Annotated in this window: 16 protein-coding genes; 11 read left to right on the forward strand and 5 right to left on the reverse strand. The window is 68.7% G+C overall.

Annotated elements, in window-relative coordinates; all coding sequences use genetic code 11:
- The first annotated feature begins 1 nt into the window (after window position 1).
- Genes ACOOGH_RS03155 through ACOOGH_RS03185 form a run of 7 tightly spaced genes read left to right on the forward strand, consistent with a single transcriptional unit; the run spans window position 2 to window position 6,613 of the window.
- Window positions 2–1,621 carry an acyl-CoA carboxylase subunit beta gene (locus ACOOGH_RS03155; RefSeq protein WP_420447528.1) on the forward strand — a complete coding sequence of 540 codons (1,620 nt, stop codon included), beginning with the start codon at window positions 2–4 and terminating at the stop codon, window positions 1,619–1,621.
- Entirely contained in the window at window positions 1,618–3,144 is a 1,527-nt protein-coding gene (locus ACOOGH_RS03160; RefSeq protein ID WP_420447529.1) for an acyclic terpene utilization AtuA family protein, read from the forward strand. The genes ACOOGH_RS03155 and ACOOGH_RS03160 overlap by 4 nt, the downstream gene beginning before the upstream one ends.
- 11 nt (window positions 3,145–3,155) lie before the next feature.
- Window positions 3,156–3,497 (forward strand): AtuA-related protein, encoded by a 342-nt coding sequence (locus tag ACOOGH_RS03165; protein WP_420447530.1) that lies wholly within the window; start codon window positions 3,156–3,158, stop codon window positions 3,495–3,497.
- Between the two features lie 27 nt (window positions 3,498–3,524).
- Entirely contained in the window at window positions 3,525–4,304 is a 780-nt protein-coding gene (locus tag ACOOGH_RS03170; RefSeq protein ID WP_420447531.1) for an enoyl-CoA hydratase/isomerase family protein, read from the forward strand.
- Window positions 4,305–4,358: 54 nt separating this feature from the next.
- Window positions 4,359–5,030 (forward strand): hypothetical protein, encoded by a 672-nt coding sequence (locus ACOOGH_RS03175; protein ID WP_420447532.1) that lies wholly within the window; start codon window positions 4,359–4,361, stop codon window positions 5,028–5,030.
- 6 nt (window positions 5,031–5,036) lie between these two features.
- Window positions 5,037–5,222, forward strand: coding sequence for a hypothetical protein (locus ACOOGH_RS03180; RefSeq protein ID WP_420447533.1), 186 nt, complete (start codon window positions 5,037–5,039; stop codon window positions 5,220–5,222).
- Between the two features lie 32 nt (window positions 5,223–5,254).
- On the forward strand, window positions 5,255–6,613 hold the full coding sequence (locus tag ACOOGH_RS03185; protein WP_420447534.1) for a RecQ family ATP-dependent DNA helicase: 1,359 nt from the start codon (window positions 5,255–5,257) through the stop codon (window positions 6,611–6,613).
- Here ACOOGH_RS03185 and ACOOGH_RS03190 read toward each other — a convergent pair.
- From ACOOGH_RS03190 to ACOOGH_RS03200, 3 genes are all read right to left on the reverse strand, one after another.
- Window positions 6,564–8,717: a carboxypeptidase regulatory-like domain-containing protein gene (locus ACOOGH_RS03190; protein ID WP_420447535.1), complete on the reverse strand. Its 2,154-nt coding sequence runs from the start codon at window positions 8,715–8,717 to the stop codon at window positions 6,564–6,566. The two genes, ACOOGH_RS03185 and ACOOGH_RS03190, sit on opposite strands and share 50 nt — an antisense overlap.
- Window positions 8,718–8,980: 263 nt before the next feature.
- The gene (locus ACOOGH_RS03195) at window positions 8,981–9,754 is read right to left on the reverse strand and encodes an anti-sigma factor family protein (RefSeq protein ID WP_420447536.1); all 774 of its coding nucleotides are present in this window, start codon (window positions 9,752–9,754) and stop codon (window positions 8,981–8,983) included.
- Window positions 9,755–9,822: 68 nt separating this feature from the next.
- Window positions 9,823–10,338 (reverse strand): sigma-70 family RNA polymerase sigma factor, encoded by a 516-nt coding sequence (locus ACOOGH_RS03200; protein ID WP_420447537.1) that lies wholly within the window; start codon window positions 10,336–10,338, stop codon window positions 9,823–9,825.
- Window positions 10,339–10,533: 195 nt separating this feature from the next.
- On the opposite strand from ACOOGH_RS03200, the gene ACOOGH_RS03205 reads away from it, so the two are divergent.
- The 4 genes from ACOOGH_RS03205 to rpmA all read left to right on the forward strand — a co-directional run bounded on the left by ACOOGH_RS03205 (window position 10,534) and on the right by rpmA (window position 14,397).
- Window positions 10,534–11,760, forward strand: coding sequence for an acyl-CoA dehydrogenase family protein (locus ACOOGH_RS03205; protein ID WP_420447538.1), 1,227 nt, complete (start codon window positions 10,534–10,536; stop codon window positions 11,758–11,760).
- 183 nt (window positions 11,761–11,943) lie between these two features.
- Window positions 11,944–13,485 carry an Rne/Rng family ribonuclease gene (locus ACOOGH_RS03210; protein WP_420447539.1) on the forward strand — a complete coding sequence of 514 codons (1,542 nt, stop codon included), beginning with the start codon at window positions 11,944–11,946 and terminating at the stop codon, window positions 13,483–13,485.
- A 115-nt stretch (window positions 13,486–13,600) separates the two neighbouring features.
- Window positions 13,601–14,140, forward strand: coding sequence for a 50S ribosomal protein L21 (gene rplU / locus ACOOGH_RS03215; RefSeq protein WP_420447540.1), 540 nt, complete (start codon window positions 13,601–13,603; stop codon window positions 14,138–14,140).
- Window positions 14,140–14,397: a 50S ribosomal protein L27 gene (rpmA, locus tag ACOOGH_RS03220; protein ID WP_420447541.1), complete on the forward strand. Its 258-nt coding sequence runs from the start codon at window positions 14,140–14,142 to the stop codon at window positions 14,395–14,397. The genes rplU and rpmA overlap by 1 nt, the downstream gene beginning before the upstream one ends.
- 84 nt (window positions 14,398–14,481) lie before the next feature.
- Here the strand turns inward: rpmA and ACOOGH_RS03225 are convergent, their stop codons facing one another.
- Both ACOOGH_RS03225 and ACOOGH_RS03230 read right to left on the reverse strand, forming a co-directional pair.
- On the reverse strand, window positions 14,482–15,261 hold the full coding sequence (locus ACOOGH_RS03225; RefSeq protein ID WP_420447542.1) for an enoyl-CoA hydratase/isomerase family protein: 780 nt from the start codon (window positions 15,259–15,261) through the stop codon (window positions 14,482–14,484).
- Window positions 15,262–15,306: 45 nt separating this feature from the next.
- Window positions 15,307–17,010, reverse strand: coding sequence for an amidohydrolase (locus tag ACOOGH_RS03230; protein ID WP_420447543.1), 1,704 nt, complete (start codon window positions 17,008–17,010; stop codon window positions 15,307–15,309).
- Window positions 17,011–17,043 lie beyond the last annotated feature (33 nt).

The raw sequence follows: 17,043 nt of genomic DNA on the forward strand, positions 1-17,043 counted from the left end.
GGTGAACGAGAACGGCGACAGCCGGATGGGCGCGCTCGTCACTGAACTGCGCGAACTCGAAGCCCGGATCCAGCGCGGCGGCGGGGAAGCGCGCGTCACCCGGCAGCACGCGCAGGGGAAACTCACGGCCCGCGAGCGGGTCGACCTCCTGATCGACGAGGGCGGCGGCTTCCTCGAGATCGGCCTCCTCATCGCCCACGACCGGTACGACGGGAGGGCGCCCGCGGCCGGCGTGGTCACGGGCGTGGGCGAGGTGTGCGGGCGCGAGGTCGTTATCGTCGCGAACGACCAGACGGTGAAGGCCGGGAGCTGGTGGCCGGAGACGATCACGAAGATCCTGCGGGCGCAGGAGATCGCGATGCGCTGCCGCGTGCCGATCGTCTACCTCGTGGACTCGGCCGGCGTGAACCTGCCATACCAGGGCGGCGTCTTCCCGGGCAAGTACGGCGGGAGCCGGATCTTCTACTACAACTCGATCATGCGGCACTACCTCGAGGTGCCGCAGATCTCCGCCGTCATGGGCCAGTGCATCGCGGGCGGCGCCTATCTTCCGGCGCTCTCCGACGTGATCGTGATGGTCGACGGGACGAGTTTCATGGGCCTCGGCGGCCCGAACCTCGTGAAGGGGGCGACGGGCCAGGAGGTCGAGGCCGAGGAACTCGGGGGAGCGCTCATGCACAACCGCGTGAGCGGCGTGGCGCACTACCGCGTGGCGGACGACGAAGCCTGCATCGAGAAGATCCGGTCGCTCGTGGCCGGACTCCCGCCCGGCCTCCGGCCCGCCCCGGCAGTCGAACCGCAAGATGCGGCGCGCGCGCCGGAGGAAGTCTACGCGCTCCTTCCCGCCGACCACCGCCAGCCCTTCGAGATGGAGGCGCTCCTCGAGACGATCCTCGACGCGGGGGAAGACGGGCCCCTCGAGGAGTTTCAGGCCGACCACGCCCCCGAGATGCTCACGGGAACGGGCCATATCGACGGCTTCCGCGTGGGTGTGATCGCGAACCGCCGCGGCATGTTCCGTGGCGAGGCCGGCGAGCCCCCGAAGTTCGGCGGCATCGTGTACACGGAGAGCGCGGAGAAGGTGGCCTACTTCATGGACCTCTGCGACCGGCACGCCACGCCGCTCCTCTTCGTGCAGGACGTGAGCGGGTTCATGGTCGGGCCGGAGGCGGAGCAGTCCGGGATCATCCGGGCAGGGGCCCGCATGGTCGAGTCCATGGCCACGGCGCGCGTCCCCAAGCTCGTGCTCACGGTCAATCACGCGAGCGGGGCGGGGTACTACGCGATGGCCGCGCAGGGATTCGATCCCGACTTCATCTTCACGTGGCCGACGGGGCGCATGGCGGTGATGGAGGGGGAGGCCGCCGTGAGCGCCGCGTTCGGGCGCAAGCTGGAAGAGGCGGAGGGCGGGGAACTGGATGAGGAGACGGCGGCGGCGATCGAGCAGACGCGGGAGGACTACGAGGAGCAACTGGACGCGAAGTACGCCGCGGCACGGGGGTTCGTGGATGCGATCCTGACGCCGGAGGACACGCGGGCGGTGTTGTCGCTCGCGCTCCGCTGTTCCCTCGCGAATCCCGGGCCCCACCTCGGACCCTTCACCCTCCCCGACAGCCTGTGAGCGAGCGGCCCGGCGGTGCCCCGGAGGAGCGGCCCAAGGCCGCAATGACCGAGGCCATGGCGGAGCCCGCGACGGAAGCCCTGGCCGTCGAGGGGACTACGGCCGCCGTGGGGTTGGAGGAGCGGCCGCTCCCCGCCCGGATCGGGCGCAACGGCGGCCGCTCGGTGCGCGTCGCCTCCGGGCAGGGATTCTGGGGAGATTGGCAGGAAGCGCCCAAGCTGCAGGTGCGGCACGGCGCGATCGACTACCTGATGCTCGACTACCTGGCCGAGATCACGATGTCGATCTTGCAGAAGCAGCGGGACCGGGACCCGGACGCCGGTTACGCGCGCGACTTCGTTCCGCTGATGGACGACCTCATCCACGACCTCCTCGAGAGGGAGATCCGTGTGGTCTCCAACGCGGGCGGCGTGAACCCCGAGGGGTGCCGGGCCGAACTCGGCTTCGCCTTCGCGGACGAGTCGCTGCCGCGTCGGCCCCGGGTGGCCGTGATCACGGGCGACGATCTGATGGACTCGCTCGACGACCTCATCGCCGCGGGGCACGAACTCAGGCACATGGAGACGGGAGCTCCGCTCTCCACCGTCCGGGACCGGGTGGCCGCCGCGAACGCGTACCTTGGCGCCGAACCGATCATCGAAGCGCTGCGGCAGGAGGCGGACATCGTCGTGGCCGGGCGCTCGACGGACACCGCGCTTACCTACGCGCCGCTCATGCACGAGTTCTCCTGGGGGGCCGACGACTGGGACCGGCTCGCGCACGGGGTCGTCGCCGGACACATCAACGAGTGCGGCTGCCAGGCCTCGGGCGGGAACTCGCTCGTGGACTGGAGGGAGATCGACCTCACTCTTCCGGGCTACCCGATCATCGAAGCGGAAGAAAGCGGCGCCTTCGTGGTGACGAAGCATCCCGGGCTCGGCGGGCGCGTGACCTGGGCCACCGTGGCCGAGCAGCTCGTGTACGAACTCGGGGACCCGCGGGAGTACATCACGCCGGACGTGATCGCGGACTTCTCGACCATTCGCCTGCGCGATCTGGGGAAGGACCGGGTCCGGGTCGATAGCGTGGCCGGCCGGGCGCGCACCGACAAGCTCAAGGTCTCCATCGCGTACCATGACGGCTTCAAGGCGGTGGGCGCCCTGACCTACGCCTGGCCCGATGCGGTGGACAAGGCGCGGCGCGCGGACGAGATCCTGCGCGGCCGCCTGCGTCACCTGGGGCTCGAGTTCGACGAGATCCGAACGGAAATCGTCGGCGCGGGTGCGTGTCACGGACCGCTGGCCGGCGCCCCCTCGGACGACCTGCCCGAGGTCACGTTGCGGGTTGGCGTCCGCAGTCCTGACCGTCACGCGGTATCGCGCTTCAGCCGGGAAATCGCGCCGCTCATTCTCGCCGGGCCGCCCACCGTGACCGGCTTCGCCGGCGGCCGCCCGCGCGTGCAGGAGGTCGTTGCCTACTGGCCTGCGCTCATCGACCGCGGAGTCGTGGAGGCCAAGGTGAAAGTGGAGACGATGGAGTTGTGAAGGATGGAACCGTGAAAGTGCGTCTGAGGGAGATCGCCTTTGCCCGTTCTGGAGACAAGGGGGATACCGCCAACGTGGGCCTCATCGCCTTTCGGCCATCAATTTATCCTGTATTGGTCAAGGAAGTTACCGCGGATCGCGTAAAGTATCACTTCAAGGGGATCTGCGAGGGCGAAGTCGAGCGTTTCGAGCTTCCGAACCTGCGGGCGCTCAACTTCCTCCTTCACCGCTCCCTGGGTGGCGGCGGGACCGTGTCGCTCATGCTCGATGCCCAGGGCAAGACGTTCGCCACGGCCCTCCTGAGGATGGAGATCGACGTGCCGGACCATCTCCTCGACCGGGCGGCGGACTGAGGCACGCCGGGAGACGCTGAGAAGCTCATGTTCGAATACCTCGAGATAGAGATCGACGAACGGACCGGCGTGAACCGGATCCACCTCGACCGCGCGGAGCGCCGGAATGCGCTGAGCGGGGCGCTGGTCGCGGAACTGAAGGAGGCGCTCGCGCTCGCGGAGGCGGACGCCCGGGTGCGCGTGATCGGCCTCGGAGGTCGCGGCCCGGACTTCTGTGCGGGTGCCGACTTGGCAGAAGTGCAGGCTTCGGTCGAGGAAGGGGCCATGGCCAGCCTGCAGGAGGCGGAGGCGCTGGGCGAACTCTTCACGCTCCTGCGGAAGCTCTCGAAGCCGGTCGTCGCGACGGTGCACGGTCGCGCGCTCGCGGGCGGGTGCGGCCTTGCCACCGCATGCGATCTCGTGCTGGCGGCGGAGAGCGCCCGCTTCGGCTACCCGGAGGTGCGGCTCGGTTTCGTGCCGGCGATGGTGACGGCGGTCCTGCGACGGAACCTCGGTGAGAAGCGCGCCTTCGAGTTGATGGCGCTCGGGGACACGATCGACGCGGCGGAGGCGGCTCGGCTGGGTCTCGTGAACCGGGTCTGCGCGGACGCGGGATTCGAGGACGAGACCTCCGCTTTCCTGGCCGAACTCGCCGGTCGGAGCGCCTCCGCGCTCGCGCTCACCAAACGACTCCTGTACGGCACCGAGGGGCAGAGTTTCGAGGCGGCGATCGCCACCGGCGCCCGCGTGAACGCCATCGCACGCATGACCGACGACTGCCAGGCCGGCATCCGCGCCTTCCTGGACCGCAGCGCGAAGGGGCGCTGACGGCCCGGGCGCCACGGCAGACACGACGAAAGAGGAAACGACATGAGTAGTGGCATGAGCGATCTTCTCTGGCGCGTGGGCGCGCTCGCCTGCGGCGCGGTGGGCCTCTTCCTGCTTTCGACGGACGGGGCGGCGGACGGGGCGTCGCTCAGCCTCGCCATTCTCCTGCTCATCGCGGCGCTCGCCGCGTTGGGCGTGCTGTTCGGAGGCGGGGGGGACGGGTCGGCGGACGAAGATGGGCTGGACCTGAGCGCGCGGCTCGGGCTCGGCCTCCTGGGCGGACTCCTGGGGGCGGTGGTTTCCGCCGGGGCGCGCTCGATCGTGGCCGAAATCGGTTCCATCGGGGCGCTGAGCATGGGACTGACCTCCGGCTGGACCGGTGCGGCCTTCCTGTCGCACCTCGGGAGCGGGGCCGTCTGGGGTCTCATGCTCGGCGTTCTTTACGCCCGGCTTCCCGGCTCCTCGCCGACCTCGCGCGGCGCGTTTTTCAGCCTCGTGCCCACGTTCTACGTCATCGTCACGACCTATGCCGGCGACCCTGCCTTCGGCCTTGACCTGGAGGCTCTCCCTCTGGTGTCTGCTGGCGTGCTCTACGTTGTACGGGGTGTGGCCGCCGTGGTCTCCGTCCTCGCGGTCAACGCGGTGTGGGGGGCGATCGCCGGCGCGACTCTGGGGTGGGGCGAAGCGGGCGACGAGACGCCCGTCGCACGCCCGATCGACGCGTAGAGGCCCGTGGCAAGCCCTGCGACGGGCGGCCGCGACTGGTGGCTGCGGCTGCAGATCGGGCTCGGGCTGGCTGGGGGCGCCGTGTGGTTCATCGGCGCGCTCACGGAGCAGGATTTCGTGGCGGGCGCGGGGTGCGGCCTCCTTGTCGCAGCCATCGTGCTCCGGTTGGGACGAACGAAAGCCGACGGTTGATTCCGCGTTGATCGTGCGCTGCATCGAGGAGTGTGGGCACCAGCGAAACAACCGATGAGAGCATCCCGGCGGGCGGCGCTGCGGGCACCCTCCAGGAGGCGCGTGATCTCCTGAAGGCCCGGTTCGGCTACGACGACTTCCGGCCGGCCCAGTCGAGGGTGGTGGAAGCCGTGCTCAGCGGCACGGATACGCTCGCCGTCTTGCCCACCGGGTTCGGGAAGTCCGTCTGCTTCCAGATTCCGGCTCTCCTGCGCCCGCAGACGACGCTCGTCATTTCGCCGCTCATCTCGCTCATCGAGGATCAGGTCGGCGGCGCCGCGCGCCGGGGTATGCGGGTGCTCGGCTGGACGAGCGCCACGCCGCGGAACGAGGTGGATGAGGCGCTCGACCGCGCCCGCCACGGCGCGCTCGACCTCCTGTATCTCGCGCCCGAGCGCCTGGAGAACGAGGCCGTGTGCGACCGCCTGCGCGACGTGGGCGTGGGGGGCATCGCCGTGGATGAGGCGCACTGCGTTTCGCAGTGGGGGCACGACTTCCGCCCGTCGTACCTGCGGATCGGGCGTGCGAGGAAACGGATCGGCAACCCGCCGCTGACCGCCCTCACCGCCACCGCGACGTGGAGGACGCGGCGCGAAATCGAGCGCTTCCTGGGGATGAAGAGCGCCATTCGCATCTTCGTGCCCGCCAACCGGCCGAACCTGCGCTATTCCGTGGAGATGGCGCCCGACCTCAGTGAAGCCTACGGGCGCGTGCGGCGAGAGGTCACGGCGTGTGGCGGCTCGGCCGTCGTGTACGCCCGCACCCGGGGGCTGAGCGCAAGGCTGGCCATCGCGCTGTCTCGGGCCGGCGTCGCCAGCGCGCCCTACCACGCCCGGCTGCCGATCGAGCGGCGCCAGGAGACGCAACGGGCCTTCCTGGACGGGAGCATCCGCGTGGTGTGCGCCACGACCGCCTTCGGCATGGGGATCGACCACCCCAACGTTCGCCTCGTGGCGCACCTGGGCGCGCCGGGGTCGCTGGAGGAGTACGTCCAGGAAGCGGGTCGCGCCGGCCGCGACGGCGAACCGGCACGCTGCGTGATGGTCGCGGTGCGCGAGAAACGCCGCCGCCCCCTTCGGTTCGGCCGACGCGAGCGGCCCCGGCCGGGCAGCCCGCCGCCCGGCTCCGACCGGGCCGCTGCCGAGGCCGAACGTCGCGTCGCAATGCGAGCCTACGTCGCCACCGCCGCCTGCCGCCGGGCGGCCGTCGCCGCCTACTTCGGCGAACGCGCCCCGGCCTGTGACGGCTGCGACAACTGCGATCGCCGCCGGGCCGCCCCGGCGAGCCGTCCGCGACGCGGTCTCAGAACGACCACGACACGCCCAGGATGGCGATCACCGGGAGGGAAGTGATCGGAGCGGGGCGCGTCAGCGGTTGATCCGACGTCGTCTGATAGAAGATGGCGTCCCGGCGATCCAGCGCGTTGAGCACGCGCACATACGGGGCGATGACGATGGACGAACTGCCGATGGTCGCGACCATCCGTCGCGAGATTTCCGCGTCGAGCCGAAGATAGGAGTCCTCCGGCGCGCCCGAGAGCACCGGCACGGGATCGTCACCGCTCGGGGCGCTCTTTGCCTCGGGTCCCTGGGTCACGGATGCGAAGGACAGGCCGGCACCGTACGCGAGCCGAATCCCGATGTCGACCTCGCGGAAATCCGTCGAGAGCCCTCCGCTCAGGAGTTGCCGGCCCACGAAGGGGGTCTCTTCTTCCGGATCGGTCGTCCACACCCACGCGATCGAATAGCCGATCCAGCCTCGGACCGGCCCTTCCTTCGCCTGCACCCACAAGTCCCCGCCCGAGGAGTAGAGTTGATTGGCGTCGGGGAGGTCGTCGAAGGACTTGAGGTAACCCTCGACGCCCACATCGACGCCGTTCTCGAGCGAGTTCGCCAGTCCGACCACGACGTGCGAAGCTCCGGCGATACTGGACCCCGGCGTCGACAGCGAGATCCGGTCCGGATCGAGGGGAGGCAGGATGCGGCCGATCGTCGGGCCCGTGAGGTCTCCCGAGAGGATGGATTCGGGTCCGCGCACAACCTGGAAGAACCTTCCGGCGGAGAGGTGGATGTTCGCCGCTTCCGTAATGTGCCAGGTCACGGTGCCGCGCGGCGCGAACTTTGCGCGGCGGGAGGGGGCGAAGTAGCTGGCCCGGAATCCGCCCCTCACCTCGAGTTCCCGGGCCACCTCCCAGATGGCCTCGCCCCACCCGGCGACCACGTTGGCGCGCCGGACGGCATGGGACACGTCATGAGCCGTACTGCCGCCGAGTACCGTCCGCCGGTCCACCACCGTCTCGTACGAGTCGAACCCGCCACCGGCGGCCCAACGGATCGTGCGGCCTCCCGACTCGAACAGCGCCTCGGTCCGGGTTCGCACTGTGCGCGCGATCACATCCGCAAAGGAGACCTCGAAATCCAGTTCCTTGTCGCGCGGCAGCGGCAGGCCTGTGCCGAACCGTCCGTGAGCGCCCCTGACCGTGAACGTCCCATCGGCCAGCGGCAAGCGGTAGCTCGCGGAGCCCGCCAGATTGCCCCAGTAGGCCGACTCCACCGCCCCGGCGTTTTCCAGTCGCCCGATGTCGAGCAGCACGGACTCGCGGTTCCAGAACCCGGTGGCAGTGAGTGTCCCGGGCCCCAGGCGGTAGTCCATCCGGCCCAGGATGTCGCCGTAGCCGTAGGGCATTTCCTGCTCACTCGTGATGATCGGATAGCCGAGTCCGTGAAGCGCGCGGCCGCTGACGAGCACCCGCCCCGCCGGTCCGATCGGGCCCTCGGCCCGCAAGGTGCCGCCCAGGAGGTCCGCCGCCCCGGCGATGTGGAACCGCTCCCCGTCCCCCTCCCGAATCTTGAGGTCGAGGACGTAGGAGAGTCCCCCGTCGTAGCGGGCCGGCGTCCCGCCGATGTAGAGCGAGGCCTCATCGAGCACGCCATCGGGAAAGGCGTCGAGAAGCCCGCTGAGGTGGAACGGCGCGTAGACCGGCGCGCCATCGAGCAGCACGAGCTTCAGGTCCGACGCCGCCCCCCGCACATACAGAACACTTGTCGGATCCGACGGATCGATGCCGCCACCGTCCAGCGTCAGACCCGCCTCGGCCACGCCCGGCGATGAATCGAGCGCGCGGAGTTCCGTCTCTCCCTCCTCGCGGAACCCCTCGCGGGTGAGGCCGGGAGCGGACAGCCTCCATGCGGCGATGCGGGCGAACAGGCTCGGCATCGCGACGGGCCGCCGCTCCAGAGCCAGATCGAGCGGGACGTCATCGCCCGCGGAGACCAGGACGCTGGCGGCGAGCGGCGCGCGATCCAGCGCCCGCGCGACAAGAAAGATGGATCCCTCCGGAAGCCCTTCCGCCCGGTAGAAGCCGTCTTCGTCCGTGACCAGGTACCAGGAAAACGCGGGGAAGCGGACTTCCACCGAGGCGCCCGCGATCGGCGTCTGGGTTTCGGCGCGCAGCACACGGCCGAAGACAGCGCCGACGACGGGCGTGTCCTCCGAAGGGGGAGTCGGCGGGGGATCCTGAGCGAAGACCGGCGAAGTGACGAAGCAGGTCGAAATCGGGCCGAGGAGCAAAACGAATCGCCACCGATGAGAGACGGGCCCTGACCTTCGGTGCATGGGCTTCGTCATCCCGGGATCCACCCCTCGAGGCTCGTTCAGATCTTCAGGTCACCTTGGCAGCCACCCGTCGTCCACCACCGCAGCGTGTGTTACCTGCGCTGCTACCCGTCGGTGCCGAGAAAGATCTCCACGGGGCTCGCAGCCGCCGAATCCGTACGCCGCAACTCGCCATCCTCAAGGCGGACGACCTCGCTCTCATCGATAACTACAGAACCGATCAGGGCGTCCCGCGGCAAGGTCACGCGGATTTCATCCGCCGCCCCCTCGATCTCGATGACGCCCGGCTCCACATGGAAGCTCGCGTCGCGGGCCGCCACCGTGGCCGTCTCCTCGTCGGACAGTTCGACCGTCAAGCGCGTGCCTTCGCTGCCGCCGACGACCATGACGCGCACAACGCCGTCCCGCGGATTGACCGACACCCGGGATGGTCCGGCCTCCCCGGCGACCTGGGGAGCGCCCGCGATCCAGGTCGCGACAACATCGATGCCGCCGACGACCCAGGCCTTGACCGGCGATCCCGGCACCGCATAGGCACCCGCGGCGACCAGAAGCGTGATCCCCGCGGCCACCGCCACGGAGCGGCGGCTCAGCCTCGCCCAGCGTCGCGCCCGCGCGTTCGCCAGAGACACCGGCGCCCCGCGTGCGGCTTCCCTGAGCGCCGCCGGCATCGCGAGCCGCGATTCCGGCACCGCGAGCAGGTCGAGCGCCGCCGTCGCGCGCCGAGTCGCGAAGCGCATTTCATCGCTGCGCGCCGCGCACTCCGGGCACGCCGCCACATGCGCCTCGACGGGTGTTCGCTCTGCTGTGGTCAGCTCACCGTCGAGCAGAGCGAGCAGCGCTCCGTCTTCGACATGTGGCTGTTCACGCCTGGACATACTCAAACCTCACTATTTTCAGCGCAGATTTCCAGTCGCATCCCGACCGCTCACCCATCGTCCCCTCCTCACCGGCCCTGACCGGTCTCGTCCTCCACGATCCGCGGATCCAGCGCCTCCGTGAACCGGCGCAGGGCCCGCGCGAGCAGCGTCCCCACCGACCCCGGCGCGACCTTGATCACCTCGGCGATCTCGGCGTACCGGAACCCTTCCTCCCTCATCAACAGCAACTGACGGTCGCGTTCGGGCATCTCCGCCAGCGCGGCGCGCACCGCCGCGACCCGTTCAGCTCTCAAAACCGCCCGATCCGGCAACTCCGCCGGGTCGGGCGCGAGATCCGCCTGTTCGTAGCGCTCCGCCAGCAGCCGTCGCCGTCGCGCGCTCATACGAGCGTCGTCCCGCACCAGGTTCGTGGCTACCGTAAACAGCCAGCGCCGCACCTCCTCGTCCGGCAGGGTCTGGTCCAACAGCCGAACGAACGCCTCCTGTACGACGTCCGCCGCGAGGTCGGCGTCACCCACCAGCCGGTCCACGTACCGAAAGAGGGCCGCCCAGTGGTTCCTGTATGCCGCCTCGAAGTCCACGGTTCTCCCTTCCACACCGTTGCCGGTACGCGAAGAGCGCCGCGGGCTTGCACCCTTGCCATCCATAGGGTCAACGCCTGCCGGGGCCCTATCGTGACGCGTCCGGGGTCTGCCTGACGTTTCGGCGGGCAGCCCGCCCCCGGTACGTTAGGCGCGCGGCGTCCCTAAGTCAGCCTACACCGAACAGAGGAGCGGATGGGAGACGAGGGTTTCTATCTGGAAGACCACCATGAGATGATCCGCGAAATGGTGCGGGAGTTCGCCGAGGCGGAGATCGCTCCTGTCGCCGCTCGCTACGATGAGTCGGAGGATTTCCCCTGGGACACCGGCGCCCTCATGGCGGAACTGGGACTGTTCGGGATTCCCTTCGAGGAAGGACTGGGCGGCGCCGGCATGGACCTCCTCGCCGCGTCGATCGCCGTGGAGGAACTCGCCCGCGTGGACGCGAGCCATTCGATCATGATCGGGGCGCACACGAGTCTGGCCGCGACGCCGATCGACCGCTGGGGGACGGAAGCACAGAAGGAACGCTTCCTGCGGCCCCTCGCGAGCGGCCGGGTTCTCGGCGGATTCGGGCTCACGGAGCCGGGGTCGGGCTCCGATGCGGGCGCCATGCGGACAACGGCACGGAAGGCCGGCGACCGCTGGATCATCAACGGGAGCAAGACGTGGATCACCCACGGCGGCGTGGGCGAGGTGTTCGTCGTCGGCGCTCTCACGTCGCCCGACAAGGGCTCTCGGGGGGTTACGGCGTTCGTCCTCACCAAGGAAACGTGCGACCTGGAGGACGCGGCGCGCGTGGGCTTCGGCCACGCCGCGGATCTCGATCCGATGCCGGGGTTCAGCGCCGGACAGAAGCTGCGCAAACTGGGCTGGAACGCATCCGATACGCGCGAACTCACGCTCGAGGATGTGGAGGTCCCGGAAGAGAACGTGCTCGGCGAGGTGGACCAGGGTTTCCCCATCTTCCTCGATACCCTCGACGGAGGGCGGGTCGGGATTGCCGCCCACGCGATCGGGATCGCGCAGGGGGCGCTGGACGAGACCGTCCGCTACACCGGAGAGCGAAAGCAGTTCAAGAAGAAGATCCACGACTTTCAGGGCGTCCGCTTCATGCTTGCCGAGGCCCAGACGCGCATTCACGCTGCGCGGCTCATGATGCACCAGGCCGCGCGCCTCCGGATGGCGGGGAAGCCGCACAAGAAGGAGGCCGCCATGGCCAAGCTCTTCGCCTCGGAGACGGCGATGGACGTGACGACGATGGCCGTGCAGTTGCACGGCGGATACGGCTATTCGCGCGAGTATCCGGTGGAGCGCATGATGCGTGACGCGAAGATCACCGAGATCGGCGAGGGGACGAGCGAGATCCTCAAGATCGTGATTTCACGGGAGATGCTGCGCGAAGCGGGCTCCCTCGATTAGTTTGTGGGAGCAGCTTCAGCCTTGAGTCTCAGATTGTCAGCAAGAACCGGGTAGTAACGAAGAGATACACGAACCCCCGGGGCAGTGGCCGGCGGTTCGCAGCGAAGAAGCGAGTCTTACAGAATGTCAGCCCCCTGGTAGCACAATCGGGCACGGCGAACCCGTGCGCGCGTTGATGTAGACGTGCGCCGCGAGATCGTCGTAAACGCCACGACCCGCGAGAAACGGGTCGCGATCGTAGAAGACCACAAGCTCGTCGAACTGATGTACGAACGGCCCGACGAGCGACGCATGGCCGGTGATGTCTATCTCGGTGTGGTCGAGGCGATCGTGCCCGGACTTCAAGCCGCCTTCGTCAACATCGGCGCCGAGAAGTCCGCCTTCCTGCACGCCTCCGATCTACAGTCCGACGAAGATCCCGATGAAGAGGGGAACGGGGGCCGGGAACGAACCGGGGGACGTCGGGGGGGGCGCAACGGAAACGCTCCCCGCATCGAGGAAGCGATCCGCAAGGATCAGACGCTCCTCGTTCAGGTCGTCAAGGAGCCCATCGGCACGAAGGGCGCCCGCGTCACGGCGCAGATCTCCTTCCCGGGCCGTTTCCTCGTGTACATCCCGGACTCATCGCACGTCGGGGTCAGCCGCAAGATCGGCGACCGCGAGACGCGCGCCCGTCTGCGGCGCATGGTGCGCGATGTCCTCGGCGACGACGGCGGGGTCATTGTCCGGACCGTCGGAGAGGAGTTGACGAAGGAGGCCTGCGAGCGGGAACTCCAGTCGCTGCGGAAGACTTGGAAGAAGGCGCGGCGCCGGCAGAAGGGCATGAAGGCGCCCGCCCTCGTGTACCAGGACGCGCGGCTGACATCAGGCATCATCCGCGACCTGTTCAGCGACCGCATCGATCTGCTCACGGTGGATTCGGCGGAGTTGTACCACGAGATCCGCTCCTATCTGGGGCAGGTGGACCCGGATCTGCTCGAGCGCGTGAGCCAGTACGATGGGACGGCACCCATCTTCGACGAGTTCGGGATCGAAGAGGAGATCCGCCGGGCGTTCCGCCGTACCGTTTACCTGAAGTCCGGCGGCCACGTCGTGATCGAGCAGACCGAGGCCCTCGTCTCGATCGATGTGAACACGGGGCGCTACACCGGCCGCCGGGATCCGGCGAAGACCATCCTCAAGACGAACCTCGAGGCGGCGGGAGAGATCGCCCGCCAACTCCGCCTGCGCGACGTGGGCGGGATCATCGTCATCGACTTCATCGACATGAACGAGGAAGAGTCACGCAACAGGGTCGTGCAGCAGATGAAGACCCTTCTGGGACATGACCGCGCGCGCTCGAAGGTGTTCGGCATCTCCGAACTCGGCCTCCTGCAGCTCAGCCGCCAGCGCGTGAGCCCCAGCCTGCACCAAAGGATGATGGAGTCGTGTCCCTACTGCGAGGGTGCGGGGCGAATCCTGGCCTCCGAGACGGTCGTGCGCCGTCTCGAGCGGGCGCTGGACCGGGTCGCCGCGGCCGGCCGGGAGAGCGGGATCACGATCCTCACGCACCCGGTGATCGCCCTCCACCTGCTGGAGCGCGAGCGCGAATTCCTGGACCGGATGAGGAAGAGCGGCGGGATCAGGATCGAGTTGCGCGACAATCCCCTGCTCGGCCTCGACGAGTTCCGGCTCCTCGCCCACCCGGCCGACGCCGACGTCACGAAGAAGTACATCTCGAGCTAGCCATTGCCGGCCGTGGTGACGCGGCGGATCAGGCCCGATTTGTTTGACACATCCGCCCGCGCCGGGTAATCTCAGCGGCTCGCAATTCGTGGAATTTCAGCGGTGATCTGACGATATGTACGCGATTTTCAAGGCTCAGGGGAAGCAGTTCCGCGCGGTGGAAGACGCCGTGCTCCGCATCCCCTCTCTCCAGGCCGAGCCCGGAGATACGATCAAGTTCGATGACGTGCTGCTCGCCGAGCAGGACGGGGATGTCCATGTGGGAGCTCCGTGCGTGGCCGGCGCCTCGGTCGCGGCCGAGGTCGTGAGCCATGGGCGCGGCGACAAGATCATCGTCTACAAGATGAAGCGGCGGAAGGGATACCGGCGGAAGCAGGGTCACCGCCAGGGCTACACCGAGATCCGCATCCTCGGCATCGATGTGCCCGACGAGCCGCAGGAAGCGGAGGCGAAGCCGGCGGCCGCGGCGCCCGAACCCAAGTCGCCCCCCGAGCCCGAGGCCGTCGAGGCGGGGCCGGTGGACATCACGCCGGTCGCACGGAAGCTGGCCGAGGAGCACGGCCTCGACCTCGGCGCGATCGAGGGGACGGGCAAGGACGGCCGTATCCTCAAGGGCGATGTGGACAAGGCCATTGCGGCGAAGGAAGGCGACTGATGGCGCATAAGAAGGGTGTCGGCTCCAGCCGCAACGGACGCGATTCGAACCCGCAGTATCTTGGGGTCAAGAAGTACGGCGGCGAGCACGTCATCGCCGGCCATATCATCGTTCGGCAGCGGGGAACGGCCTTTCATCCGGGTCGCAACGTCGGCCGGGGAAAGGACGACACACTGTTCGCGCTCACCGAGGGACAGGTCGAATTCCACCGCCGACGAGGCCGCCGCTTCGTCAGCGTCGTGACGCCGGGGTCGTAGCCCGCCGCGCGCTCGCAGCCGCACCGCCACCGGCTGCAGCCGCGCCGGGCCGTCCCGGCGCCTTCAGACTCCCGCTGGACCCCCTCAGGAGCCCCTGAACTCGGGCTTCCGCTTCTCCAGGAAGGCGCCCACGCCTTCCGCCATGTCGTCCGTGGAGAAGAGGAGCGAGAACCAGCTGCGCTCGAACTTCAGCCCCTCATCCAGCGGCATGCGGCGCGCGGCGAGGATCGATTCCTTGGCGGCCTGAAGCGCGACCGGGCTGCGGCTCGCGATCTTCGAGGCGAGTTCCATCACATGCCCTTCGAGTTCCGCCGGGTCGACGGCGGCTTCCACGAGCCCGATCTGCTCGGCCTTCTCGCCTGAAATCAGCTCGCCGCTCATCACGAGCCGCATCGCCCATCCCTCGCCGACCAAGCGCGGGAGCCGCTGCGTGCCGCCCGCCCCGGGAATGAGTCCGAGGTTGATCTCCGGCTGGCCGAGGCGGGCCGAGGTCGAGGCCACCCGCATGTCGCACGACATGGCGAGTTCGCAGCCGCCGCCGAGGCAGAAGCCGTTGATCATCGCGATGATGGGTTTGGGGAAGGATTCGATCGCGCTGTACATGTCGCCGCGCGTCATGCTGCGGTACTGCTCGACCGGGCGCGCGTCCTTGAACTCCGAGATGTCGGCGCCCGCGATGAAGGAGCGATCGCCGGCTCCCGTGATGATGACGACGCGGACCTCGTCGTCGTCCGCGAGGCGGTCGAGCGCGCCGAAGATGGCGCAGCGCACGGCGCCGTTCAGCGCGTTGAGCTTCTCCGGCCGGTTGACCGTGAGTTTGGCGATATGTCCGTCGAGTTTCTCGACGAGAAGGACGTCACTCATGACGACTCCGCTGCTTCAGGTTGGCTGGTTTCGGCGGTCTCTGACTCATGCCTCGTGTGTTGTGCGGCCGCCGACGACGGTTCGGAGGACCTCGATCTCCTTGATTGCGTACGGGTCCGCCGTGTGGGGATCGTCGCCGAGGATGACGTAGTCCGCGAGTTTCCCCTCGGTGATCGAGCCCTTGATGTTCTCCTCGAAGGAGGCGTGGGCTCCGTTGATCGTGCAGATGCGGAGCGCCTCGGGGACGGAGATCTTCTGGCTCGGCCCCCACTCGCGCCCCTGCATGTCCGTGCGCGTGACCATGCTCTGGATCGCCATCAGCGCCTCGAACGGGCCCGGCGGGTAGTCGGACGCGCCCGCCACCGGGATGTCGTAGTCGAGGAACCTCCGGTGCGCGAACATCCATTCCATCTTCTCCGCCCCGTATTCCCCCCACTTGTTCCCGTGGAAGTGGACGTAGGTGTAGAAGGGCGTGGGGATGGCGCCGATGTCCTTGATCCTTTGCAGGAGTTCGTCGTCCACCAGCGAGCAGTGCTCGAGCCGGAACCGGGGGTCGGCCTGCGGCATCTCGCGCTGAACCCGCTCGTAGGCGTTGAGACACATGTCGATCGTCTTGTCGCCGTTAGCGTGGATCCCGATCTGGAACCCGGCGCGGACGGCATCGTCCACCGCCTGGTGGATATCCTCTTGACTCATGGTGCTGATGCCGTAGTCGTCGGGGCGCCCGACGTACGGGGTGCGCATCGCCATCGTGCGCTCCGAGGCCGAGCCGTCCGCGCTGTACTTGACGGCCCCGATGCGCAGGTTCTCGTCCCCGAAGCCGGTGCGGACGCCGGCCTGCTTGAGGGCGGCGAACAGGAGGCTGCCCCCGGAGGGGAAGTAGTACATGCGAAAGTGCAGGTCGCCGGTGTCGTACGCGTCCTGGAGCGCGGTCAGGCCCTGGCCGCTCCCGCCGGTCTCGTGGACCGACGTGATTCCGGCGGCCGACATCAGTTCTCCGATGAGGGCGACTCCGGCGGCGCGCTCATCGCGCGTGCTCCCGCTGGGGACGAGGCGCTGCAGCGGGCGGCGTGCGAGTGACGCCACCTTGCCCGTCAGTTCGCCGTTCTCTCGGTAGAAGTGCCCGCCGGGCGGGTCCGGGGTCTCGACCGTGATTCCGGCGAGTTCGAACGCCTTCGAGTTGTAGACGCTCGTGTGCCCGCCGCGGTGTGTGACCTGCACCGGGTGGTCGGGGACCGCCTCATCGATGTCGAGGCGGTTGAGGGGCCGGCCTTCCTCGATCTTCGTATCGTCGTACAGGAAGCCGACGACCCACTCGCCCGGCGGCGTGTTCTGCGCTCGCTCGCGGAGCGCGGACTTCATCCCCTCGATCGTGCGGATGTTCATGTCCACCTGCGTGAGATGGCGCATGCCGGCGGAGGAGGGGTGGTTGTGCGCGTCGATGAAGCCGGGGACGATGGCGCCGCCGCCCGCGTCGATGCGCTCGGTGCCGGGACCGATGAGGTTCGCGATGTCGGCGTTCGAGCCCACGGCGAGGAAGCGTCCGCTCTTCACGGCCAGCGCCTCCGCCTGCGGGTTCGCGTCGTCGACGGTGTAGATCCTCGCGTTCGTCACGACCTGGTCCGCGTGTCCTCCGTTGGCACCCGCGCCGGCCCCGCCTCCGCCCGGCTGGGCGCAGCCCGCGAGTGCGGCGCCTCCCGCCGCCAGTCCCGAGAGCGCCACGAATTCCCGGCGATTGACTTCGCTCATCCTCGTCTCCTTCGACTTGTCTCGTGCAGCCGG

The organism is Candidatus Palauibacter sp., from assembly GCF_965213655.1.
Taxonomy (GTDB): Bacteria; Gemmatimonadota; Gemmatimonadetes; order Palauibacterales; family Palauibacteraceae; genus Palauibacter.

Excerpts from the sequence above, each read along its gene's own strand:
- ACOOGH_RS03170 (WP_420447531.1), top strand. The coding sequence starts at position 3,525 with ATGTTCGAATACCTCGAGATAGAGATCGACGAACGGACCGGCGTGAAC.
- ACOOGH_RS03175 (WP_420447532.1), top strand. The coding sequence starts at position 4,359 with ATGAGCGATCTTCTCTGGCGCGTGGGCGCGCTCGCCTGCGGCGCGGTG.
- ACOOGH_RS03195 (WP_420447536.1), bottom strand. The coding sequence starts at position 9,754 with ATGTCCAGGCGTGAACAGCCACATGTCGAAGACGGAGCGCTGCTCGCT.
- ACOOGH_RS03205 (WP_420447538.1), top strand. The coding sequence starts at position 10,534 with ATGGGAGACGAGGGTTTCTATCTGGAAGACCACCATGAGATGATCCGC.
- rplU (WP_420447540.1), top strand. The coding sequence starts at position 13,601 with ATGTACGCGATTTTCAAGGCTCAGGGGAAGCAGTTCCGCGCGGTGGAA.
- rpmA (WP_420447541.1), top strand. The coding sequence starts at position 14,140 with ATGGCGCATAAGAAGGGTGTCGGCTCCAGCCGCAACGGACGCGATTCG.
- ACOOGH_RS03225 (WP_420447542.1), bottom strand. The coding sequence starts at position 15,261 with ATGAGTGACGTCCTTCTCGTCGAGAAACTCGACGGACATATCGCCAAA.
- ACOOGH_RS03230 (WP_420447543.1), bottom strand. The coding sequence starts at position 17,010 with ATGAGCGAAGTCAATCGCCGGGAATTCGTGGCGCTCTCGGGACTGGCG.